18 protein-coding genes and 2 pseudogenes are annotated in these 21,280 nt (G+C 53.9%); 6 read left to right on the top strand and 14 right to left on the bottom strand.

What is annotated here, in order from left to right; genetic code table 11:
• Window positions 1-133: 133 nt before the first annotated feature.
• The 6 genes from ACRCWW_RS21615 to guaD all read right to left on the bottom strand — a co-directional run bounded on the left by ACRCWW_RS21615 (window position 134) and on the right by guaD (window position 9,045).
• Window positions 134-547, bottom strand: a complete 414-nt coding sequence (locus ACRCWW_RS21615) for a hypothetical protein (protein WP_438684237.1) — start codon at window positions 545-547, stop codon at window positions 134-136.
• Between the two features lie 554 nt (window positions 548-1,101).
• On the bottom strand, window positions 1,102-3,147 hold the full coding sequence (gene dcp / locus ACRCWW_RS21610) for a peptidyl-dipeptidase Dcp (protein WP_438684236.1): 2,046 nt from the start codon (window positions 3,145-3,147) through the stop codon (window positions 1,102-1,104).
• Complete coding sequence (xdhC, locus tag ACRCWW_RS21605) at window positions 3,147-3,956, bottom strand: xanthine dehydrogenase accessory protein XdhC (RefSeq protein WP_438684235.1); 810 nt, start codon at window positions 3,954-3,956, stop codon at window positions 3,147-3,149. Before xdhC ends, dcp begins: the two co-directional genes overlap by 1 nt.
• Window positions 3,943-6,306 (bottom strand): xanthine dehydrogenase molybdopterin binding subunit, encoded by a 2,364-nt coding sequence (xdhB, locus tag ACRCWW_RS21600; RefSeq protein WP_438684234.1) that lies wholly within the window; start codon window positions 6,304-6,306, stop codon window positions 3,943-3,945. Before xdhB ends, xdhC begins: the two co-directional genes overlap by 14 nt.
• A complete protein-coding gene (gene xdhA, locus ACRCWW_RS21595) occupies window positions 6,296-7,720 on the bottom strand; it encodes a xanthine dehydrogenase small subunit (RefSeq protein ID WP_438684233.1) in 1,425 nt (474 codons plus the stop codon). The genes xdhB and xdhA overlap by 11 nt, the downstream gene beginning before the upstream one ends.
• Entirely contained in the window at window positions 7,717-9,045 is a 1,329-nt protein-coding gene (guaD, locus tag ACRCWW_RS21590; protein WP_438684232.1) for a guanine deaminase, read from the bottom strand. The genes xdhA and guaD overlap by 4 nt, the downstream gene beginning before the upstream one ends.
• Window positions 9,046-9,434: 389 nt before the next feature.
• On the opposite strand from guaD, the gene ydfG reads away from it, so the two are divergent.
• On the top strand, window positions 9,435-10,184 hold the full coding sequence (gene ydfG / locus ACRCWW_RS21585; RefSeq protein WP_438684231.1) for a bifunctional NADP-dependent 3-hydroxy acid dehydrogenase/3-hydroxypropionate dehydrogenase YdfG: 750 nt from the start codon (window positions 9,435-9,437) through the stop codon (window positions 10,182-10,184).
• A 104-nt stretch (window positions 10,185-10,288) separates the two neighbouring features.
• A complete protein-coding gene (locus tag ACRCWW_RS21580) occupies window positions 10,289-10,975 on the top strand; it encodes a GntR family transcriptional regulator (RefSeq protein WP_438684230.1) in 687 nt (228 codons plus the stop codon).
• A 49-nt stretch (window positions 10,976-11,024) separates the two neighbouring features.
• Here the strand turns inward: ACRCWW_RS21580 and ACRCWW_RS21575 are convergent, their stop codons facing one another.
• The 6 genes and pseudogenes from ACRCWW_RS21575 to ACRCWW_RS21550 form a co-directional block, all read right to left on the bottom strand.
• On the bottom strand, window positions 11,025-12,488 hold the full coding sequence (locus ACRCWW_RS21575; protein ID WP_438684229.1) for a mannitol dehydrogenase family protein: 1,464 nt from the start codon (window positions 12,486-12,488) through the stop codon (window positions 11,025-11,027).
• A 152-nt stretch (window positions 12,489-12,640) separates the two neighbouring features.
• A pseudogene (locus ACRCWW_RS21570) lies at window positions 12,641-14,011 on the bottom strand (MFS transporter).
• Window positions 14,012-14,060: 49 nt separating this feature from the next.
• Window positions 14,061-15,080, bottom strand: coding sequence for a Zn-dependent oxidoreductase (locus tag ACRCWW_RS21565; protein WP_438684228.1), 1,020 nt, complete (start codon window positions 15,078-15,080; stop codon window positions 14,061-14,063).
• Between the two features lie 11 nt (window positions 15,081-15,091).
• Window positions 15,092-16,306 (bottom strand): starvation-sensing protein RspA, encoded by a 1,215-nt coding sequence (rspA, locus tag ACRCWW_RS21560; protein ID WP_438684227.1) that lies wholly within the window; start codon window positions 16,304-16,306, stop codon window positions 15,092-15,094.
• 153 nt (window positions 16,307-16,459) lie between these two features.
• On the bottom strand, window positions 16,460-17,743 hold the full coding sequence (locus ACRCWW_RS21555; protein ID WP_438684226.1) for an MFS transporter: 1,284 nt from the start codon (window positions 17,741-17,743) through the stop codon (window positions 16,460-16,462).
• 173 nt (window positions 17,744-17,916) lie between these two features.
• Window positions 17,917-18,243, bottom strand: a complete 327-nt coding sequence (locus tag ACRCWW_RS21550; RefSeq protein ID WP_438684225.1) for a YnfA family protein — start codon at window positions 18,241-18,243, stop codon at window positions 17,917-17,919.
• Between the two features lie 109 nt (window positions 18,244-18,352).
• Between ACRCWW_RS21550 and ACRCWW_RS21545 the strand changes: the two genes are divergently transcribed.
• From ACRCWW_RS21545 to speG, 3 genes are all read left to right on the top strand, one after another.
• Window positions 18,353-18,568, top strand: a complete 216-nt coding sequence (locus ACRCWW_RS21545) for a hypothetical protein (RefSeq protein ID WP_438684224.1) — start codon at window positions 18,353-18,355, stop codon at window positions 18,566-18,568.
• 130 nt (window positions 18,569-18,698) lie between these two features.
• On the top strand, window positions 18,699-19,040 hold the full coding sequence (locus tag ACRCWW_RS21540) for a DUF1283 family protein (protein ID WP_438684223.1): 342 nt from the start codon (window positions 18,699-18,701) through the stop codon (window positions 19,038-19,040).
• A 63-nt stretch (window positions 19,041-19,103) separates the two neighbouring features.
• Window positions 19,104-19,664 carry a spermidine N1-acetyltransferase gene (gene speG, locus ACRCWW_RS21535; protein WP_438684222.1) on the top strand — a complete coding sequence of 187 codons (561 nt, stop codon included), beginning with the start codon at window positions 19,104-19,106 and terminating at the stop codon, window positions 19,662-19,664.
• Here the strand turns inward: speG and ACRCWW_RS21530 are convergent.
• Window positions 19,658-20,368 carry a YnfC family lipoprotein gene (locus ACRCWW_RS21530; protein ID WP_330985295.1) on the bottom strand — a complete coding sequence of 237 codons (711 nt, stop codon included), beginning with the start codon at window positions 20,366-20,368 and terminating at the stop codon, window positions 19,658-19,660. The two genes, speG and ACRCWW_RS21530, sit on opposite strands and share 7 nt — an antisense overlap.
• A 217-nt stretch (window positions 20,369-20,585) precedes the next feature.
• Here ACRCWW_RS21530 and ACRCWW_RS21525 point away from each other — a divergent pair.
• Window positions 20,586-21,077, top strand: a pseudogene (locus tag ACRCWW_RS21525) (Hcp family type VI secretion system effector).
• A 96-nt stretch (window positions 21,078-21,173) separates the two neighbouring features.
• Here ACRCWW_RS21525 and ACRCWW_RS21520 read toward each other — a convergent pair.
• The coding region (locus tag ACRCWW_RS21520) for an IS3 family transposase (protein ID WP_438684193.1) at window positions 21,174-21,280 on the bottom strand (107 nt) is incomplete at its 5' end.

The following is a 21,280-nucleotide window of genomic DNA, read 5'->3' as shown; positions in this document are numbered from 1 at the left end:
TTCATTTCGGGGGATGGGTGCTATGATCGGCATTGCTCAGTCCAGTTGGTGATTTTGGTTGGTTTGGCGATTGATCAGATCGCACAATCCGGGCTGAGTTCCCTTTAAGTGATCTACTATTCGGCGCAGCTATTTAGTGAATAATGACGCCCATCAGTTTGCCTGAAGGCTGCATATCAAATTCCGCAATAAAGCCCGCCTTTTTCCAGCGCGTTTGCTCTTCATTCATCGGCTGCCAGCCCGTGGCGCGCATATAATCCACCGCCTGTCCCTGATATTTTCCAGCAATATTGGAATCGATATCACGGGCCACTTCGCGAGCGGCTTGTGGCTCTGCAACACCGCTACGACGGTCAGCCTCGGATTGTGCGTGTTGATTCTGCTTTCCGGAATGTGCTGGATTGCATGTTCCGTTAGCCTCGCTAACTTGTGTGCAGCCCGATTTTTCCAGTTGTGCACGGTAGGCTTCACTGATTGCAAAGGCTGACTGAGAAAACATTCCGCCTGCCACCGCCATCGTTGCTATTATCATTAACTTCTTATTCATTTAATCACCCCGTCATTTATTAAAAGAACGAGTCTGTCAATCCATTATTCCTTATCAATGACTGCATGCCTTTATCCTTCTGCCCAGACCCGTTTTGTTAATGGCTAACGGAGGACGGGAGGCATCATATTCAGTTTTTTCGGCAATGGACAGACCAGTAAGCCAGTGAATAATTGTTTTTTAATACACTAATTTAAAAGGAATTAATTCAGACAGGATGTTTCTTGTTATATTAATGTGTTTTTGGTGTAGGCTTGCCTGCGTGATTTAGATTAAAAATATGTATACGGCATAATTTATTCCTTTAATTCTCACAACAATATCTTTACGCCCCTCTTTCGAATGAAAATAAAACAGATGCAATAGAATACAGAATTCTGCTCATTAAGAGTAATCTGAGCGCAGATAATACATTACAGGCTATTTATTAGCAGGGTATTTACTTATCCCGCTCAAAGAAAAGGCTCCGAAGAGCCTTTAGAGAATTACTTTTTTTCGTCGGCATAGCGCAGGGCATTATCGAACAGATTCGTGCACATCGATTCACTCCTTTGTCATTCACTCAATCCGCGATTTTTCAGCATCGGCTCCGGCAGCGGATCGTGCCCGCGCCAGTCACGATACAGCGCTTCCAGATCGCTGGTATTGCCACGCGACAGGATCGCCTCGCGAAAACGCTGGCCGTTCTCCCGATTCAGGCCGCCCTGCTCCACAAACCACTGGAAGCCATCGTCCGCCAGCATTTGTGTCCACAAATAAGCGTAGTAGCCCGCGGCATAGCCCCCGCCAAAAATGTGCGCAAAGAAGCTGCTGCGATAACGTGGCGGTACTGCGGCGAGATCCAGACCTTCGCGTTTGATGGCTTCAGTCTCAAAGGCTTCAACACTTTCAGGCAAGGGGTTTTCCGTCAGGCTGTGCCAGTTCATGTCCAGCAGCGCGGCGCTGACCAGTTCGGTCATGTCGTACCCTTTGTTAAAGGTTGCCGCACGCTGCATACTGGCGCGCAGTGCTTCAGGCATCGGCTCCCCGCTTTGATAATGAAGGGCGTAACGCGCAAACACCTGTGGATGGCTCGCCCAGTGCTCATTAATTTGCGACGGAAATTCAACAAAATCTCGTGGGGTCTGCGCCCCCGACAGGCTCGGATAGCGCTGGCTGGCAAACAGGCCGTGCAAAGTATGGCCAAACTCGTGGAACAGCGTCACCACATCGTCCCAGGAAAGCAGCGCGGGCTTGCCTTCTGCGGGCTTCTGATAGTTGCAGACGTTGTAAATCACCGGGCGCGTGTCGAGCAGAGTCGATTGCTGCACAAAGTTGTCCATCCATGCGCCGCCGCCTTTTGAATCACGGGCAAAGAAATCGCCGTAGAACAGCGCCATGCCTTGCCCGTCGGTGTCAAAAATTTCCCAGACTCGAACATCAGGATGATAAACGGGGATGTCGAACCGCTCGACAAATCGCACCCCAAACAGCTGAGTTGCGGCCCAGAATACGCCTTCGGTCAGCACCGAATTCAGTTCGAGATACGGTTTAATTTGGGATTCATCAAGGGAATAACGCGCCAGCCGCACCTGTTCGGCGTAGAACGGCCAGTCCCAGGCTTCGGCGCTAAAACCGCCCTGCTGATCGTCAATCACATGCTGAATATCCTGCTGTTCACGCTCTGCGCGTGCGCGTGCCGCAGGAGCAATTTTGCGCATAAAGGTCAGCGCCGCATCGGCGGTTTTCGCCATCTGGTCGGCGGTGCTCAAATCCGCGTAATCTTTAAAGCCCAGAAGTTTTGCCTGCGCCGCTCGCACTTCGACCAGGCGCAGGATGATGGCCCGGGTATCGTTGTTGTCACCTTTTTGCGTACGCATCCAGCTGGCGTTAAACAGATTCTGCCGGGTTTGCCTGTCTCGCAATTGAGCCAGTGCGGGCTGCTGCGTATTGTTCAGCAGAGGGATCAGCCAGCGGTCGTTCAGGCCTTTCTCCCGTGCCGCAGCGGCTGCATTTTCGATCTCGTCTTCGGATAGCCCATCGAGCTGATGGCGATAGTCCAGAACCAGCCCGCCGTTCTTCGCCGCGCCCAATAAGCGCTGCTGAAACTGACTGCTCAGGGTTGCCGCTTCCGTATTGAGCGCCCGCAGCGCCTCTTTCTGCGATGGCGTCAGCTTCGCGCCAGCCAGAATAAAGTGCTGGTGAGTGAGCTCAACCAAACGCAGTGACTCAGCATCCAGCCCGGCGGTTTCACGTTGATGCCAGATGTTATCGACACGCGCGAACAGCTTGTCGTTGAGATAAATATCGTTGGCGAGCGCTGCAAGCTCGGAAGAGAATTCTTCATCCAGTTTCTGCAAGGCGTCGTTGGTATGCGCCGCCGCCATAGCGAAGAAGACTGAGGTCACTCGCCCAAGCAGCGCGCCGCTTTTTTCCAGCGCCACGAAGGTGTTTTCAAAACTTGCAGGCTGGGGATTATCAGCAATGGCGGCAATCTCTTCACGCTTACGTTTTACGCCTTCATCAAAGGCGGGCCGATAATGGGCATCGTCAATCAAATCGAAGTGCGGAGCCTGATAAGGCAACAGACTGACGGTTAAAAACGGGTTAACACTGGCCATCATTTACTCCTGATTTCGGTAACGTCCTTAGAGTAGGCAGCCCCCTGATAAACCGCAATGATTTCTCCCGCCACCGCCACGGCGATTTCTGCGGGGAGCTTTCCCTTCACATCGGGCAGCCCAATGGGGCAACGCATCGAGCTACGCTTTTCTTCGCTGATGCCCTTTCCTTCGAGTAGATAGTCAAAACGCTGGCGCTTGGTCTGTGAACCGATAACGCCCAGATAGCGGTAACGCCCTCGCCGCAACAGCGTTTCAGCCAGCGCCAAATCCAGCGGATGAAGATGAGTCATCACCACAAAGAGGCTGTCATCAGGAGCCTCTTTCGCGATTTCACAAGGGTCGTCGGTATGAATGCAATGCACGTCTGATGGCGCGTTAATAAACTGGTTCTCCCGCTCATCAACCCAGTTAACCCGACATGGCAACGTCGCCAGAATCGCCACCAAAGCCTGACCGACATGTCCGGCGCCAAAAACGTAAACCTCCGGCTGTGGCAATCCCCAGGGCTCAAACAATACCTGGGTCATACCGCCACAGCATTGGCCCGCACGCGCACCAAGCGCAAATGTCTCCTGACGCGGGGTTTGCGTGCCGGAGAGCAGCATTTCCCTGGCGATAGCCAGACATTGATATTCCAGATTGCCACCGCCAATCGTCAGCCAGCTCTCATCACGACTGACGATCATTTTGGTGCCTGCTCCGCGCGGCACGGAGCCTTTATCCTGTAGCAGCGTCAGGATAACCGCGGGAATGCGCTTCTCCCGCAGGCCTAGTAGCACGTCAAGCCATTCGTCAGCTTTGATCATCGCCCGCCTCCAGCCTCATCACGCCCTTCAGGACCTGCTCTGGCGTAGCTGGCGCATCCAGATGTGGATGCTGTCGATAACCGGCGACGGCAGAAACCGCATCCTGTAAGGCGCACCAGACGGAAATCCCCAGCATAAAAGGCGGCTCTCCGACGGCTTTCGAGCGATACACCGTTTCTGCGCTGTTGGCGTGCGCCTGCAATAAAGCGACATTGAACACGTCTGGCCTGTCAGTAATGGCCGGAATTTTGTAGCTCATCGGCCCATCGGTCAGCAGCCGCCCGCGAGGGTCCCATTTCAGCTCCTCGGTGGTCAGCCAGCCTGCGCCCTGAATAAATCCGCCTTCAATCTGCCCGATATCCAGTGCCGGGTTCAGCGAAGCGCCCACGTCGTGCAGAATATCGGTTCTCAGCAGCCGATATTCACCGGTTAGCGTATCGATGATCACCTCTGAACAGGCTGCGCCCCAGGCAAAATAGTAGAACGGCTCACCGCGACCCGCCTGCCGGTCATAGTGAATACCGGGCACTTTGTAGAAGCCTGTCGCTGAGAGGGGGACCTGATTAAGCCAGGCCTGCATGGCCACTTGTGCAAAGCTGAAATATTTATCCCCAGCGCGAACCACTCCGTTAGAAAACGTCACCTGATCTTCAGGGCAATGATGCTGTTCAATGAGCATCGTAATAAGCCGTTGTTTCAGCGTCTGCGCGGCAATTTCAGCTGCTTTGCCGTTGAGGTCGGCTCCGGAGGATGCGGCCGTCGGTGACGTATTTGGCACCTTTCCGGTGCTGGTGGCGGTGACCTGAATGGCGCTTAACGGGATTTGCAGGACATCCGCGACTATTTGCGCCACTTTGGTGTTCAGCCCTTGCCCCATCTCGGTGCCGCCGTGATTGAGCTGCACCGTGCCGTCGCTGTAAATCAGGATCAGCGCTCCGGCCTGATTGAGAAAACTGGAGGTAAATGAGATGCCAAATTTGACCGGCGTCAGCGCCAGCCCGCGTTTAAGAATCGGGCTTTGCGCGTTGAAGGCGGTGATTTCAGCCCGTCGCGTTTGATAGCCTGCGCTCCCGGCCAACTGCCCGACGACCGTTTCAGCCAGATTCTGCTTCACCTGCTGGTGATAATGGGTGACGTTTCGCCCTTCACCGCCGTAAAAATTACGCTGGCGCACCAGCAACGGGTCAATCCCCAGATAGCGCGCTATCGCATCCATGATTTGTTCGACTGCCACCATCCCTTGCGGGCCACCAAAGCCACGGAATGCGGTGTTGGAAGCCAGATGCGTGCGGCAACGGTATCCTGTGATTCGGGCATCGCCGAGATAATAAGCATTGTCGGCGTGGAACATCGCCCGGTCGCAGATAGATCCTGATAAATCCAGCGAATAGCCGCAGTTTGCCGCCAGATCGATGACAACGCCGTGCAACAAACCCTCAGCCGTAAAACCAACGTCGTAACGCACAAAGAACGGGTGTCGTTTGCCAGTGATTCGCATGTCATCCCGGCGTGAAAGTCGCAGCTTTGCCGGGCGCCCGGTGACTCGCGCCGCCAGTGCAGCGTGACAGGCAATGCCTGCTGCCTGGGTTTCTTTCCCGCCAAACCCTCCGCCCATCCGTCGCACATCTACCGTCACTTTGCTTTGGTTTACGCCCAACACGGAGGCCACCAGTTTTTGCACTTCGGTCGGGTGCTGCGTAGAAGACCAGATTTGCATCGCACCGTCTTCGCCGGGAATGGCGACGGCGACCTGGCCTTCCAGGTAAAAATGCTCCTGACCGCCAATATGAAACTGCCCCTTCAGACGATGGGTTGCCACGCTCAGGGCTGCGTCTGCGTCACCGCGCTGCTGGACGTGAGGTTGCTCGACGAAATGCCGTTTTGCGAGCGCCTCTTCCACATCGAGGATCGCCGGAAGCGGTTCAATCTCTGGTTTGACCGATTTCGCACCCGCCCGGGCGGCTTCCGGTGAATCAGCCACAACTATGGCAATAACCTGGCCGTGATACTCCACCAACGCTTTGGCAAACAGCGGATCGCCAGGTGCCAGCGGGCCGATATCGAGTTCGCCGGGCACATCACGCCAGTCGAGCACCCGCACCACGCCGGGCGTGCCAAGACAAGCCGCGGTGTCGATTGAAAGAATACGCCCATGGGCGCAGTCACTCAGCACCGGGCAAAGATGCAGCGTTCCGGCAAGCTCCGCTTTGTCATCGATATATTCCGCTTCACCGCTGACGTGGCGTTCTGCGCTTTCATGCAACCGGGGTTTTCCCGCTCGCCCCTGGAGCTGCTCAAGAAATTGCGCTTTTAACAGCGCCTCTGAAACGGCTGGTGATTTACCCGACATAATCGCTCACCTCCACGGCGCAGACCGTCTGATGTTGCAGGAAGTAGCGCTTGAGCAAGTTTTGCGCCACCTGAAGCCGATAATCCGAGCTGGCTCGCGCGTCGCTAAGTGGGGCAAAATCCTTTGCCAGCGCCTCACAGGCCCGTTTCAGTGTTGCACTGTTAAACGGTTTCCCCGTCAGCGCCGACTCGCACAGTGACCCCCGCGCAGGAACGGCAGCCATGCCGCCAAACGCCACTCTCGCCCGCGCCACGGTTCCGGCGCCGATCTCCAGATTGATGGCACCGAATACCGCAGAGATATCGTCCTCGCGCCGCTTAGAGACTTTCCACAAACGCAGGCTGTGTGACAACGTCACATCATCAATCAGAACGTGAGTGATAAACTCCCCGCTCGCGAGCACGGTTTGCCGATAGCCGATGAAAAAATCGCTCAGCGCCACTTCACGAGTTGCGCTGCCGCAGCGCAATCTCAGGCGCGCATCCATTGCCAGCAGCGCCGGTGCGCAGTCACCAATCGGTGAAGCATTCGCCAGATTGCCGCCCAGGGTGCCCTGGTTGCGGATTTGCCGCGAGGCAAAGCGGTCAAGCATCTCGCTGAACACAGGCAGAACATGGCGCAGCTGCTGCTGGCACTGTGTGAGGCTGGTCATTGCGCCTATTTCAAGCCGATTTCCGCTGATCTCACTCCCCTGTAAGTCAGAAACTTGCTGCAAGGAAATCACTTTTTCAAAACGCTGATGAGCCTGAGTAATCAGCAAATTCAGATCCGTCCCGCCCGCCAGCAAGCGTGCCTGCGGGTGACGTTCATAGATTTCAGCCAGTTCATCGACGCTCTCAGGGGTAAACCAGCGGCTTCCCTCTGCACGGCGGGTATTGATTGCCTGCAAGGCCTGGACAGTTTCTGCCTCCTGCAAGCGGAAACGGTCTTCATCAGGTGAACCGAGAGCCTGCAAAGCGGCATCGACTATTGGTCGATAACCGGTGCAGCGGCATAAATTACCGCCAAGGTGATGCGCTACCGCTTCAGCCATCGCCTCTGCGCCATTTTTTTGCATCGCAAAGGCCGACATCACAATGCCGGGCGTGCAGAAACCACATTGAGAAGCGTGCCCGCAGGCCATAGCCTGCTGCACTGGATGAAGCTGGCCGTCATCAGCCAAATCCTCCACGGTAATAAGCTGCTTGCAGTGAAGTTGGCCGACCAACAATAAGCAGCTGTTGGTGCTCTGATAATGCATTTTCCCGTCCAGGGCGCTGGCAACCACGACCGTGCACGCGCCGCAGTCGCCAGAAGCGCACCCTTCTTTGGTACCGCAGCGTCGGGCATCCCGGCGCAACCAGTTCAGGACGGTCTGATTCGGGTCGATCTTCTCCAGCCGGACGAGCTGTTGGTTGAGTAAAAATTGAATCATGCGGCGTCCTCCAGCACATCGCGACGCCAGGCGCATTCACCGTTGATCCACGTCTGCACGATATTGCGGTCATCTCCCAGGGTCATCAGCATGAAAAGCTGTTCATAGATATCGCGGCAGCGGCTGGCGCGTAGCTTCTGAAGCGGTGTGACCGCCACATCCAGCACCACAAAATCCGCCTCTTTACCGACGTTAAAATTACCGATGTGTTGCTCCAGGCAGAGCGCCCGGGCACCGCCGAGCGTGGCGTGATAGAACGCTTCACTGGCGCACAGTCGATAGCTTTGCAATTGGCCTATTTTGTAAGCCTCGCCGAGTGTGCGCAGCATACTGAACGTGGTGCCCGCGCCCACATCGGTGCCGATGCCCATGTTGACTTTTTTCTGCCAGCAGGTTTGCAGCCTGAACAGGCCGCTGCCTAAAAACAGATTCGAGGTAGGACAAAATGCCACCGCGGAGTGGCTCCGGTGCAGGCAATCCCATTCGGCTTCCTGCAAATGAATGGCATGGGCGAAGACGCTGCGTCTGCCCGTCAGGCCATAGTGATCGTAAACATCGAGGTAGTTTTGGTGCTCGGGCCAAAGTGCTTTGACCCACTCAATTTCCTGTGGGTTTTCACTCAGATGCGTATGAAGCCAGGTATCGGGAAACTCCACGCGCAGCCGCTGTACCGCCTCCAGTAAATCAGACGAAGACGTAGGCGCAAAACGGGGCGTGATGGCATAGCCCAGACGACCATGATGATGCCAGCGCTGAATCAGTTCCCGCGTTTGCTGATAGCTTTGTTCCGCCGTTTCGGTCAGGTAATCCGGCGCGTTTCTGTCCATCATTACTTTGCCCGCAATCAGCCGCATATGTTGCTCTGCGGCAGCGGCAAATAACGCATCAACGGACTGCGGATGTACGGTGCCAAACACCAGCGCGGTGGTGGTGCCATTTGAGAGCAACTGATTGAGAAAGAAAGCAGACATCTGTGCCGCGTGCCCGCTATTGCCATACTGACTTTCCACCGGGAACGTATAAGTGGTGAGCCATTCAAGCAGTTGTTCACCATAGGCACCGATCATTTCGGTTTGCGGGTAATGCAGGTGGGTATCAACGAAACCCGGCACAATCAGTTTGCCGCGCAGGTCAATCCACTCATCAGGGTGTTGCAGGAGCATGCGCCCTTCTTCCCACGGCAACAACGCGCGAACAGCGCCCTCGCCGATAAACAGCAATCCGTCCTCCAGATAGCGAACTTTTTTGGCTATCTCCTGGGGCGTATCGGCTGTTGCGGTAATATCAAAAAAGCTGGCACGCAGCGCGTGGCGATATTCGATCATTTCCGACCTCTTCTTTGCCGCTGAACATCCGGCTTATTGCTGCAGATGAATTGTCAGAGGGATTTTGCAAAGATAGTGCCAGATTCGGTTTTTGGCATTGTTGTTGATATTCAATGCCTTATGTATTATTCATTCATTTGCGCAACAAACTGAATAGTATTCACCCCGCAACCGATTGCTTATTTCGGCAAACGGTTGCATTGCATAAAAGTGTATTTTCCATTCATCACGGTCCGACAAGGAACAGAATGCTATTGCACGTTCTTTGTGCGAGGTCGGTCTTGCGCTGCACCCTGCTGGTGCCACATCGGGCAACAAAGTTCCTGTCACGCTCTTTCGCGCTGCATGCTATGGTATGACGACAGTTAAAGCCTTGAGGAACAGGAAGAATGATTGTACTGGTTACTGGCGCTACCGCCGGATTTGGTGAGAGCATTACCCGTCGTTTTATCGCCAATGGACACAAAGTCATCGCCACCGGACGCCGCCATGAGCGTCTGCAAGAGCTGAAAGAAGAATTTGGCGACAACATTCTGACCGCACAGCTGGATGTTCGTCATCGTGCCGCCATTGAAGAGACGCTCGCCAACCTCCCCGCTGACTGGCGCAATATCGATATTCTGGTCAACAACGCCGGGCTGGCTCTGGGTATGGAGCCTGCGCAAAAGGCCAATGTCGATGACTGGGAAACGATGATCGACACCAACAACAAAGGCCTGATCTACATGACCCGTGCCGTGCTGCCGGGTATGGTCGAGCGCAACTGCGGGCACATCATCAACATTGGCTCCACCGCAGGCAGTTGGCCTTATGCCGGCGGCAACGTGTACGGTGCGACCAAAGCGTTCGTGCGTCAGTTCAGCCTGAATTTGCGTACCGATTTGCACGGCACAGCCGTTCGCGTAACCGATATCGAGCCAGGCCTGGTCGGCGGCACCGAGTTCTCCAATGTGCGCTTTAAAGGCGATGACGCCAAAGCCGATAAAACCTATGAAAATGCCAATGCCTTGTCTGCGGAAGATATCTCTGAGGCCGTCTGGTGGGTGGCAATGCTACCGAAACACGTCAACATTAATACTCTGGAAATGATGCCGGTCAGCCAGACTTATGCCGGTTTAAGTATCCATCGTCAGGGATAAGCGCGCATTTGTGCAATAAACTCGCCCGGCCTACTGGCCGGGTATGTGCCTGACAACAAAATCAGCGTAAAATAACGCACTTAACCCGTCACAAAGAAAACGCAATGGCCGCAGAATCGCAACTCAATCCGACACAACCCGTGAATCAGCAGATTTATCGTATTTTACGTCGGGACATCGTGCATTGTCTGATAGCCCCCGGTACGCCGCTGTCTGAGAAAGAGGTGTCGGTCCGGTTTGATGTTTCACGCCAGCCGGTACGTGAAGCGTTTATCAAACTGGCTGAAAACGGCCTGATTCAGATCCGCCCACAGCGCGGCAGCTATGTGAACAAAATTTCGCTCTCGCAGGTTCGTAACGGCTGTTTCGTTCGCCAGGCGATTGAGTGCGCCGTGGTTCGCCGTGCGGCAACGTTAATCACCGATGCACAGAGCTATCAGCTCGAACAGAATCTCAACCAGCAGCGCATCGCGATTGATCGCCATCAGCTGACGGACTTCTTCCAGCTCGACGATGATTTCCACGCCCTGCTTTCACAGATTGCAGACTGCCAGCTCGCCTGGGACACCATCGAGAACATCAAAGCCGCCATCGACCGGGTGCGCTACATGAGCCTCGACCACGTCTCTTCTCCCGAGATGTTGCTGCGTCAGCATCAGGTGATTTTCAGCGCCCTGGAAAAACGCGACGTCGAGGCAGTTGATAAAGCGATGACCCAACATTTGCAGGAAATCAGCGAATCGGTGTTGTTGATTCGTCAGGAAAACAGCGACTGGTTTAGCGAAGAATAAATAGAAGATTAAGACAGAAAGCCGCCTCGTTCTGAGGCGGCTTTTTTCATTACAGCTTAGCGGCAAACCCGGCGACGGTGGCTTTCGCCCCTTTCGCCAGCAGGGACAGATAAGCTTGCGTCACCTGCTCGACAAATTTCCCTTCCAGCGGCAGTTCTTTGCCGAAGATGGCTTCGATACCGAACAGGGCTTTGACACGGGCTTCGCCCTGTTCGCTGCCTTTTACCACGCTATGAATAGTGCTTAACAGCGGATCGCAGACTTCAATCTCATTGCCCTGCTCGTCCTTGCCATCGACGTAACGCATCCAGCCTGCCACGCCCAGCGCCAGCAGCGAGAAGTCGCTTTTGTGGGCTAAGTGCCAGCGTATAGAATCCAGCATACGCTGTGGCAGTTTCTGGCTGCCGTCCATCGCAATTTGCCAGGTGCGGTGGCGCAGCGCCGGGTTGCTGTAGCGATCAATCAGCAGATCGGCGTAACGAGCCAGATCAACGCCTTTCACTTTCAGCGTCGGCGCTTGCTCTTTCAGCATCAGCGCATGGGCCGCTTTACGGTAGTTAGCGTCTTCCATGCAGTCGTTTATGTGCTGATAACCGGCCAGATAGCCCAGATAAGCAAGGAATGAGTGGCTGCCGTTCAGCATACGCAGCTTCATCTCCTCAAAGGGGATAACGTCAGACACCAGTTCAGCGCCCGCTTTCTCCCAGTCCGGACGACCTGCCACAAACTTGTCTTCGATAACCCACTGACGGAACGGCTCACAGGCTACACCCGCCGGATCGCGCACGCCGGTAATTGCTTCGATTTTATCCAGCGTTTCTGCGGTGACGGCCGGCACAATGCGGTCGACCATTGTGGACGGGAAAGTGACGTTTTGCTCGATCCACGCTGCCAGTTCGCTGTTCAGCGCACGCGCATAAGCGCGAACCACTTTGCCTAACACTTGACCGTTTTCTGGCATGTTGTCGCAGGACATCACGCTGAACGGTGCCAGACCAGCCGCTTTACGGCGCGCTAACGCTTCCACCACTACGCCAATCGCGGAGGTTGGCTGATGTGGGTTTTGCAGATCGGCGACGATCATCGGGTGATCGACATTCAGTTCACCGGTCGCCGGTAAATGGCAGTAGCCTTTTTCAGTGATGGTGAGCGAGACAATCGCCACCTGCGGCTCACACATTTTCGCCAGTACCGTTTCAAGCCCATCAACCTGGGCATGCAGCGCTTCTTTCACCACGCCAACCACTCGCGCTGTCCATGCATTGGCAGACATTTCCGCGACGGTGTAGAGGTTATCCTGCTGTTTCAAATCAGCAATTTGCTGTTCACCGCCAATCAGGTTTACTTCGGTGTAGCCCCAGTCGCTGTTGTGCTCCTGAGCCAGAATATCGGTGTAAACGGCCTGGTGCGCGCGATGGAAAGCACCAAACCCGAGATGGACGATGCGTGGTACCAGTTTGTTACGATCGTAGGCCGGAAGGGACGCTTTGGCATTCAACAAGGTATTATTCATGAGGTTGCTCATTGTCGTGTGAGGTTGTCGAATCGAAGGATGTAGACCATCTCACGCAATTGGTATGACATCTTTGATTTCAGTCAACTACCATACAAGAAGAGAATATCAGGCGACAAAGCGTGAACTGTGTCGCCTGAGAGAAGGGATAACTAGCTGTATTGCCCTACTCTTGCCTCGGCTTTAGCTGGTGCGGGTTCCGCCGCATCCTGTGCCAGACTCAGGTCGCGGTCACACACTTCCGGCATCAGCACCGCAGCGAGCAAACCAATCAGCGAGTAACAGATCATCATGACCGCCATCGGCCACCAGCTGCCTGTCATGTTGCAGAATATGCCCGCCAGCAGCGGCCCAAATCCTACAGCCACCAGGCCACCGGCTTCTTTGGCAATCGCCATTCGGGTAAAGCGGTTACGCGAGCCGAACATCTCCGCCATGGTGATGTTCTCCAGGGCAAACAGCCCCAGCACCGCCACGTTATGGATAACAATCAGACACAGCATAATCGTGCTGGCGCTGTAACTCTTATCGACGATCAAAGCCAGCATCGGATAAGCCAGAATGATGGCGGAAATATTCAGGATAATGTACGGCAGACGACGCCCGACCTTATCTGACAGCCAGCCCAAAAGCGGGATGGTCGCAAAGCCGATTATGGAGCTTATCATCAGCGCATCCGTCGGAATGGCTTTGTCGAAGAGCAATGTCTGGACCAGATAGCCTGCGAGGAAAGTCTGGATTAAGCCAGAGTTGCCCGCCTGACCAAAACGCAGTCCGGTTGCCAGCCAGAACGATTTGCTGCTGAACATCGCGCCAAGTGAAGCTTCCTGCGAGGCGTGGACAACCCCTTCGCCATCGCTGACCTTTTCGAATACCGGGCTTTCCTTCAGGTTCAGACGTAACCAGATAGCAAAGATCATCACGACGACACTGGCGAGGAACGGCACACGCCAGCCCCAGGCAATGAGCTCTTCGCGATCTAGGGCGAAGAACATAAAGGCCCAGATAGCGGTGGCGCTAAGCGTCCCGCAGTTAGTGCCCATCGCCACCAGCGAAGAGATGATCCCGCGCTTCCCTTTTGGGGCATACTCCGCGAGCATGGTGCCAGCGCCTGATATTTCTGCCCCCGCGCCCAGCCCTTGTATGATTCGCAACGTGACCAGCAACACGGGGGCGAAAATCCCGATTTGTGCGTAGGTCGGAAGTACCCCAATCAGCGTCGTGCAAATGCCCATCATAGTGATGGTGATAAACAGCACCCGTTTACGCCCGATGCGGTCGCCCATTTTGCCAAAGATAAACGCACCGACGATTCACGCGATGTAACCTGCGCCGTAAGTCCCCATCGCCAGAATCAGCGCCATCGCAGCCGACTGTTCCGGGAAGAAGATTTCATGGAATACCAGCGCTGCGCCGAGGGAATAGAGCTGGAAATCCATAAATTCCAGCGCGGTGCCCAGCCAGCCTGATACCGCCGCCCGAACCAGATCTTTAGTGCTTCGTACAGGTTGATGTTGCGTCATAATCTTGTCTCTGAATAAAGTGCGGACAACTCAACTCGCGTCTGTTTTATTATTTTGCAAAGGTCAGCAGAAACTTGCAGCAGCGCTTCTGATCTTTCTCAAAAAGCGTAATGGCGTCGGTCACGTCCCGATAATCGAACTCGTGAGTGACCAGTTTTTCCGGATCGACAAGCCCGTTTTTCAGCCAGTCGATCACGACCGGGAACTTATGGGCATTCAGACGTGAAGAGAAAATACTCAACTCCTTGCCGGTTATTCCCTGCTGAATGACTGAAGAGGGATCGCCGGAGAACCCCATCAACACAATTCGGGCAGCCGGAGAAGCCAGGGTGATGGCCTCCTGCAAAATGGTCGGGTGGCAGGCTGCATCGACGATAAGCGTGGGTTTAATGCCCTTCTCCGCCAGCATATCCGGTAGCGAAAATTCACTGTTGTTGATAGTCCAGTCTGCACCGCTGCGTTCCGCCATCATCAAGCGCTCTGGAATGCGATCCACCACGATGACCTGCTTCACTTTATAAACCCCTTTCAGGGCCTGAACGGTGACGAGCCCCATCGGGCCTGCGCCATACACCAGCGCCACATCTTGTTCTGTCGGACTCACCTGTCCGGTGACATTCGCCGCTATCGTGAAGGGTTCGATCATCACCGCGTGTTGATCCTGAATGCTGTCCGGGATCGCCCAGGCATTGCGTTCAGGCACAACGGCGTATTCACTGAAGCCGCCATCACGATGCACGCCCAGCACCACCAGTGAAGTACAAACGTTGGGCTTGCCGATGGAGCACGGATAGCAATGCCCGCAGCTGATTACCGGGTCCACGCTGACACGCTGGCCGATTCGCTCTGCGCTGACGCCCTCGCCCACAGCATCGATCAGGCCAAAAAACTCGTGGCCAATCACACGCGGGTATTTCGCAAAGGGGTTATGACCGCGATAAATGTGACTGTCGGAACCGCAAATTCCTGCCAGCTTCACTTTGACTCTCACCTCGCCCGCTGCGGGATTGGGTACATCACGTTCTTCAATCACTAATTCGTTCGGTTGACGAATAACGATACTTTTCATCTCAATGCTCCTTACCAGTTCCACAGCGTGCCGTCTTCGAGGCGAGCGACCGGAAGGTAGGCCGGATCGTAGGGATATTTTGCGGCGAGCTTCTCGTCAAACTCGATGCCCAGCCCCGGTTTATCGCCTGGATGCATGTAGCCGTTGTCAAACGTCCAGCTGTGTGGGAACACTTCGAGCATTTGTTCGGAGTAGCCCATATATTCCTGCACGCCGAAGTTAGGCACCCACAGGTCAAAATGCAGCGCCGCGGCGTGACAAATCGGTGACAGGTCAGACGGGCCATGTGACCCCGTACGAACCTGATAAAGTGATGCAAAATCTGCGATACGACGCATCCCGGTGATCCCGCCTGCGTGCGTAATGGTGGTGCGGATATAATCGATGAGCTGCTCTTCGATAAGCTTCTTGCAGTCCCAGATGCTGTTGAAGACTTCACCCACCGCAATGGGCGTGACGGTATGCTGGCGAATCAGGCGGAAGCATTCCTGGTTTTCCGCAGGCGTCGGATCTTCCATCCAGAACATGCGGTATTGCTCGATGCTTTTGCCGAAGCGCGCGGCTTCAATCGGCGTCAGGCGGTGGTGCATGTCGTGCAGCAAATGTTCGTTAAACCCGAACTTTTCACGCACGGCCTCGAACAGCTTCGGCGTAAAGTCGAGGTATTTCTCCGTGGACCATAACTGCTCTTCCGGCCACTGGCCCTTGGTTGCGGGTTCATACGCCAGGCCCTTGCCTTTCGCCATGCCATAAGTGGTTTTCATGCCCGGCACGCCGCACTGCACGCGAATGGCTTTAAAGCCCATCTCTTTGTGGCGCGCGTAATCGTCGAGCACCTCATCAATGGAGTGGCCGGTGGTGTGGCAATACACCATTACGCCCTCACGGGAAGCGCCGCCCAGCAGTTGATAAAGCGGCATTCCGGCAGCTTTCGCTTTGATATCCCATAACGCCATATCAACAGCCGATATAGCAGACATCGTCACCGGCCCACGACGCCAGTACGCACCTTTGTAGAAAAACTGCCAGATATCTTCGATTCGATGGGCGTCGCGGCCAATCAGCTGTGGGCACAAGTGATCTTTCAGATAAGACGCAACGGAAAGCTCACGTCCATTGAGGGTGGCATCGCCAAGCCCAACGATCCCGTCGTCGGTTGTAATTTTCAGGGTCACAAAGTTACGCCCCGGACATGTGACAAACACTTCTGCTGCAACAATCTTCATTTTCGTTCCCTGCTCTCTGTGTTGGTGGGGATATATACGCAAACCTGTAACTACCATACAAGTATAGTTATCAAAAAAGTCACAGTGGATCACAAAAATGTGAGAGATAACCTGGCAGCAAAACTGCCAGGTCAAAGAGAAGGGAGGAAGGAGTTAGTTGATGCGATCTTTAACGATGAAGAAGTAGCTCAACGCGCCAGCAAAGGTGACGCAGGCGGCAATGACCAGCGCCAGATTGAAGGAGTGAGTGGTATCAACAACCCAGCCCGTCACGATGGGCGCAAACGAGGCAAACACAAAGCTACCAAAGTTCTGGATTGCCGCCACGGAAGCCACTTTTGTTTCTGACACCATGACCTGCACCAGCCCCCAGGCCGAGGTTCCGGCAAAATGCACGCAAAACAGCGCCATCGAAATGAACGCCACGGCTTGTGTCGGCGTGGACGATTGCACGACCAATAATGTGCCAAGCGCAGAGAACGTCAGGCCAAGAACAATCGCTGTCTTGCGAGTTTTCGCCAGATCATAGCCTCGACGAGCGAGCGCATCGACGATAAAACCGTTAGTCCACATGCCAACAGCCGCAGCCAGAAAAGGGATCGCTGCCACCCAGCCCGTTTTCGCCAGGCTGAAGCCCTGCTCTGCCTGCAGGTAACCCGGCAGCCAGGCGATATAAAGCCAGCCGGTATAGTTCACGCCAGAGAAACCAAGGATCATGCCCCAGGTGGTGCGTTTCTTAAATAATGCCAGCCACTCGCTGAAGGCCAGCTTTGGCTTTGCGGCAACCGGGGCCGAGAGATATTCGCGTTCCGTCTCAGTCAGGCAAAACTGCGCCCGGTTGCGATACCAGACATTCCAGCAAATGCCGACCAGAATCCCCGCCAGGCCAATCACCACAAACATGGTGCGCCAGCCCCAGGCCAACTGCATCACCACCAGCGCGGGGGGCGCAATTGCCTGACCGATCACCGTTGAGGAGTTAAAGATGCCTAGCGCAGTGCCACGCTCTTTTTGCACGTACCAGTCGGTAATGGATTTCACGCCGGCAGGCATAAATGGCGCCTCACCGATCCCAAGACCAATTCGCAGCAAAATAAAATGGGAGAAGGAGTTCACCATGCCGGTTACCGCCTGCATCGCAGACCAGAAAATCAGCCCAGCGCCCAGCACCACTCGCGGGCCAAAGCGGTCGAGCAGGATCCCAGCAGGCAGTTGCGATAATCCATAAGAAAGTGAAAACGCGGAAAGTAAGACGCCAAATTCAGTGGCCGAGAGGCCAAGTTCGCCGCGAATGGCCTCTCCGGCGACGCTCAGTGAGGATCTGTCGAGGAAATTCACGATACCGGCGATAAACAACAAGCTTAGCGTGACCGTCTGAATCGTTTTTATTCTGGCGGGTTTGCTCAACGCCGCCTCTTCCACCACATTCGTTGCCATAAACACTCCGGGTCAGATTATTAGAGAAATGCGCCATCAGCCGCAGCGCTGAGGCACACTCTATAAACCCGGACGACTACCATACAAGGAGACCAGGCAAGAAAGCGCTTAACGATCACAGTTTAGAAACATTTTCATTACCTGACGGTCCTGATTCAGATCACCGTCAAACGTCAGACCCGTCCCCATCCCGCCACAATAATCATCATGCCGCATAGCGCGATGACGGCCCCGGCCCAGTCGTAATGGCTCAATCGAACGCCATCGACAAAGCGTAACCACAGCAGCGCGGTAAATACATAAACCCCGCCATAGGCAGCATAAACTCGGCCACTCGCCGCCGGATGCAGCGTCAACAGCCAGACAAACAGCGCCAGCGAAAGCCCTGCTGGCAGTAATAACCATGCCGTTGCACCGCGTTTCAGCCACAGCCATGGCAGATAACAGCCGATGATTTCGCACAGTGCTGTCGCAAAGAACAGCAAACTTGTTTTTAACATAAACGTTTATTTTCGGATCAATGTCTGCAAAGACCTTAAGGATAAATTAATCTGAATAAAGGGAAAATCGCTTTCTCTCACAGACTCACGGCCATTGAGGTGCAGGATTATGGGTATCGACAGAATGGCAACGGTTGTGTTGCGCCGCCAGGGGATCGGCGTGAAAGATAAGGTGATTCGCTTTCGCGGAAATACCCTGGTGTTCCGATTTAATCAGGACGGCTACGACATCTACAGTAACGGGGCGAAAATTACCTTCGTCAAAACCAAAGATGTGAACGAAGCGGTTCGGATGTACAAATCATCGCTCAGCGACGTCAGTTGAGCGCCCTTCTTTTTCATTTCTGATTGTCACATGGTTGAGATTTTACGCCGCTGCGCGGGTATTCCCTGTACAGGAGTTGTAGTAAACTTCTCCTGTGGGTTTACCGTTTTTATCCTGTAAGGAAACAGCCATGAAAGTGACTTTAAGCAAACGCCTGTGTCTCACGGCGATGCTGGCATTGAGTGCCGTCGTGTACACCGCCACGGCAACTGCCGAGACCAGCAAACTGATCATTGAGTCTGGTGATAGCGCACAGAGCAAACAGAATGCTGCGATGGACAAGGAACAGTGGAACGATACCCGTTCCCTGCGTCAGAAAGTGAATACCCGAGCAGAGAAAGAGTGGGACAAAACAGACGTCGCCTTTGATACGCGCGACAAGTGCGAACAAAGCGCCAATCTGAACGCGTACTGGGAACCCAACACCCTGCGCTGCCTCGATCGCAACACCGGTCGCCCCATCGCACCGTAATCCCTGAGGGTGCTTGCGAGCACCCTTTCTTTTCTGCACTCAATGCTCACAAAAGGACATCACATGGCCGATGCTTATGCCATTAAGCTGCGCCCGCTCGAACGCGAGGATTTGCGCTTTGTTCACCAACTCGACAACAACGCCAGCGTCATGCGCTACTGGTTCGAAGAGCCGTATGAAGCGTTTGTTGAGCTTTCCGATCTTTACGACAAACACATCCACGACCAGAGCGAACGCCGCTTTGTGATTGAATGTGATGGCGAAAAAGCGGGTCTGGTCGAACTGGTGGAAATTAACCATGTTCATCGCCGCGCAGAATTTCAGATCATTATTTCCCCGGAATTTCAGGGGAAAGGTCTGGCCTCAAGAGCCGCCCTGCTGGCGATGGATTACGGCTTTACGGTGCTGAACCTGTACAAGCTGTATTTGATTGTGGATAAGGAAAACGAGAAAGCGATTCATATTTATCGCAAACTCGGTTTTCAGGTTGAAGGTGAACTCATCCATGAGTTTTTCATCAATGGTGAATACCGCAACACCATTCGTATGTGCCTGTTCCAGCATCAATATCTGCCCAAGCATAAAGCGGGTGCACAGAACCTGCTGAAGCCGACGGCTCAGTAATACTCAATCGTGTTTTTGATGGTGTAATGCTGCTTCACCGGCGGGGTTGCACTGTCATCCACAATCTCCAGACTGCAACTCACAGGATTATCATGCCTGTCGTAATCGCAGGTTTGTGCCACGTTACCGATAGTTTTGTCATTCAGCGTGCTAATCGCTGTGTAATCGAGCTTTTTACGTTCATCTTTCGAAGGGGTTGATATGATTTTCAGCGTTTCGTTATCGCCCTTTGACGTTTTACCCAAGGGGTATCCGTCTTTGTCGTAGTGATAATCTACGGTCAATGCTTTGCCATGGGCCGCCACCACAAACCCGTTGTCATCCGTGTCCCAGGTCAGTCCCGCCGCTGGCATGCCTGCTAGCTGGCATTTTCCCTGCAACAAAATGCGTTTTTCCTGAGTCATGCCGTCCAGATAATAGTTGGCGTCCAGCACCAGCGTCGCCCCGGAGTTGTTCTCCAGGTCGTGCAGTTCGATGAGATCAAAACACCCTTCCGTTGAGAGCTTCGCGCTGACGCGTTTGGTCACTTCGCCCTTTTCGTTCATCAACGTCTGGCTGAAATCTTTCACCGGGCCGCGCAGCGGATCGAAATCGAACTCATTCGAAAAGCTGGCCATTTCCGGGGTAAATGCCACCGGCACTGACGCGTTATCGCAGGCTGTAAGCACGCTGAGCAGCGGCATCACGAACAGCAGTTTCTTCACACCGAATCCTTGAATGGAGAATTTTCTCAATCATATTAGCAAATACAGCGATTTACATAACAACATCAATTTTCCCAGTCCGTACTTCATTTGCCATGAAAATAAAACAATGAAATCTATCACTATGATATATATGTATTTTTATGGAAAGATAGCATTCTTGCCCTTATAGTGTCTGTGTTTTTTTGCACATCTCAAACTTGAAGGATCAAATAAAATGGCTATTCCAGCTTATCTCTGGTTAAAGGACGATGGCGGCGCGGACATCAAAGGGTCTGTAGATGTACATGACCGCGAAGGCAGTATTGAAGTGCTCTCATTCAGCCATGGGCTTCATATTCCCACTGACGGAAGCACTGGCTAGCTCACGGGCACACGTATTCACTCTCCGCTCACTATTGAAAAAGAGTTTGACTCGTCTTCTCCCTATTTGTATCGAGCTGTAGCTACTGGTCAGACATTGAAGTCAGCAGAAATAAAATGGTTTCGCATCAACGATGCCGGGCAGGAAGTAGAGTATTTCAACATGTTCCTTGAAAATGTAAAAATCGTCGGCGTAACTCCCGTCATGCATAACGTTAAATGCGAGTCGATGGAAAAACACAACCATAATGAAGCCGTAGAGTTACGCTACGAGAAAATCACCTGGAAATATTGCGACGGAAGCATTCAGTTCACCGATGGCTGGAATGTCAGGGTGACAGCATGATTCACGCCAGATTCGTTCTGAATGGCCTCCCATCCTCTCTGCTTACGGTTCAGGGTGTCGGTAATTTGATCCTACCCACGTAATGTGGACACAGCCCTAAGCGAGATTCTGGTTTTCGAATTGTTCCGGGCTGAGACCGCCGCACGCACTGTGGCGACGCCAGCGATTGTAATCACACTCGATATAATTAAACACTGTCGCCC

Origin of the sequence: Scandinavium sp., from assembly GCF_051650185.1 — a bacterium.
In the GTDB taxonomy this organism is placed as follows: Bacteria; Pseudomonadota; Gammaproteobacteria; order Enterobacterales; family Enterobacteriaceae; genus Scandinavium.
The sequence above is the reverse complement of the archived record's forward strand: the minus strand, read 5'-3'. Positions and strand labels throughout refer to the sequence as shown.

Bases quoted from the DNA above. Each gene is read 5' to 3' on its own strand.
- ACRCWW_RS21615 (WP_438684237.1), bottom strand. From the start codon at position 547: ATGAATAAGAAGTTAATGATAATAGCAACGATGGCGGTGGCAGGCGGA.
- dcp (WP_438684236.1), bottom strand. From the start codon at position 3,147: ATGGCCAGTGTTAACCCGTTTTTAACCGTCAGTCTGTTGCCTTATCAG.
- xdhC (WP_438684235.1), bottom strand. From the start codon at position 3,956: ATGATCAAAGCTGACGAATGGCTTGACGTGCTACTAGGCCTGCGGGAG.
- xdhB (WP_438684234.1), bottom strand. From the start codon at position 6,306: ATGTCGGGTAAATCACCAGCCGTTTCAGAGGCGCTGTTAAAAGCGCAA.
- xdhA (WP_438684233.1), bottom strand. From the start codon at position 7,720: ATGATTCAATTTTTACTCAACCAACAGCTCGTCCGGCTGGAGAAGATC.
- guaD (WP_438684232.1), bottom strand. From the start codon at position 9,045: ATGATCGAATATCGCCACGCGCTGCGTGCCAGCTTTTTTGATATTACC.
- ydfG (WP_438684231.1), top strand. From the start codon at position 9,435: ATGATTGTACTGGTTACTGGCGCTACCGCCGGATTTGGTGAGAGCATT.
- ACRCWW_RS21580 (WP_438684230.1), top strand. From the start codon at position 10,289: ATGGCCGCAGAATCGCAACTCAATCCGACACAACCCGTGAATCAGCAG.
- ACRCWW_RS21575 (WP_438684229.1), bottom strand. From the start codon at position 12,488: ATGAATAATACCTTGTTGAATGCCAAAGCGTCCCTTCCGGCCTACGAT.
- ACRCWW_RS21565 (WP_438684228.1), bottom strand. From the start codon at position 15,080: ATGAAAAGTATCGTTATTCGTCAACCGAACGAATTAGTGATTGAAGAA.
- rspA (WP_438684227.1), bottom strand. From the start codon at position 16,306: ATGAAGATTGTTGCAGCAGAAGTGTTTGTCACATGTCCGGGGCGTAAC.
- ACRCWW_RS21555 (WP_438684226.1), bottom strand. From the start codon at position 17,743: ATGGCAACGAATGTGGTGGAAGAGGCGGCGTTGAGCAAACCCGCCAGA.
- ACRCWW_RS21550 (WP_438684225.1), bottom strand. From the start codon at position 18,243: ATGTTAAAAACAAGTTTGCTGTTCTTTGCGACAGCACTGTGCGAAATC.
- ACRCWW_RS21545 (WP_438684224.1), top strand. From the start codon at position 18,353: ATGGGTATCGACAGAATGGCAACGGTTGTGTTGCGCCGCCAGGGGATC.
- ACRCWW_RS21540 (WP_438684223.1), top strand. From the start codon at position 18,699: ATGAAAGTGACTTTAAGCAAACGCCTGTGTCTCACGGCGATGCTGGCA.
- speG (WP_438684222.1), top strand. From the start codon at position 19,104: ATGGCCGATGCTTATGCCATTAAGCTGCGCCCGCTCGAACGCGAGGAT.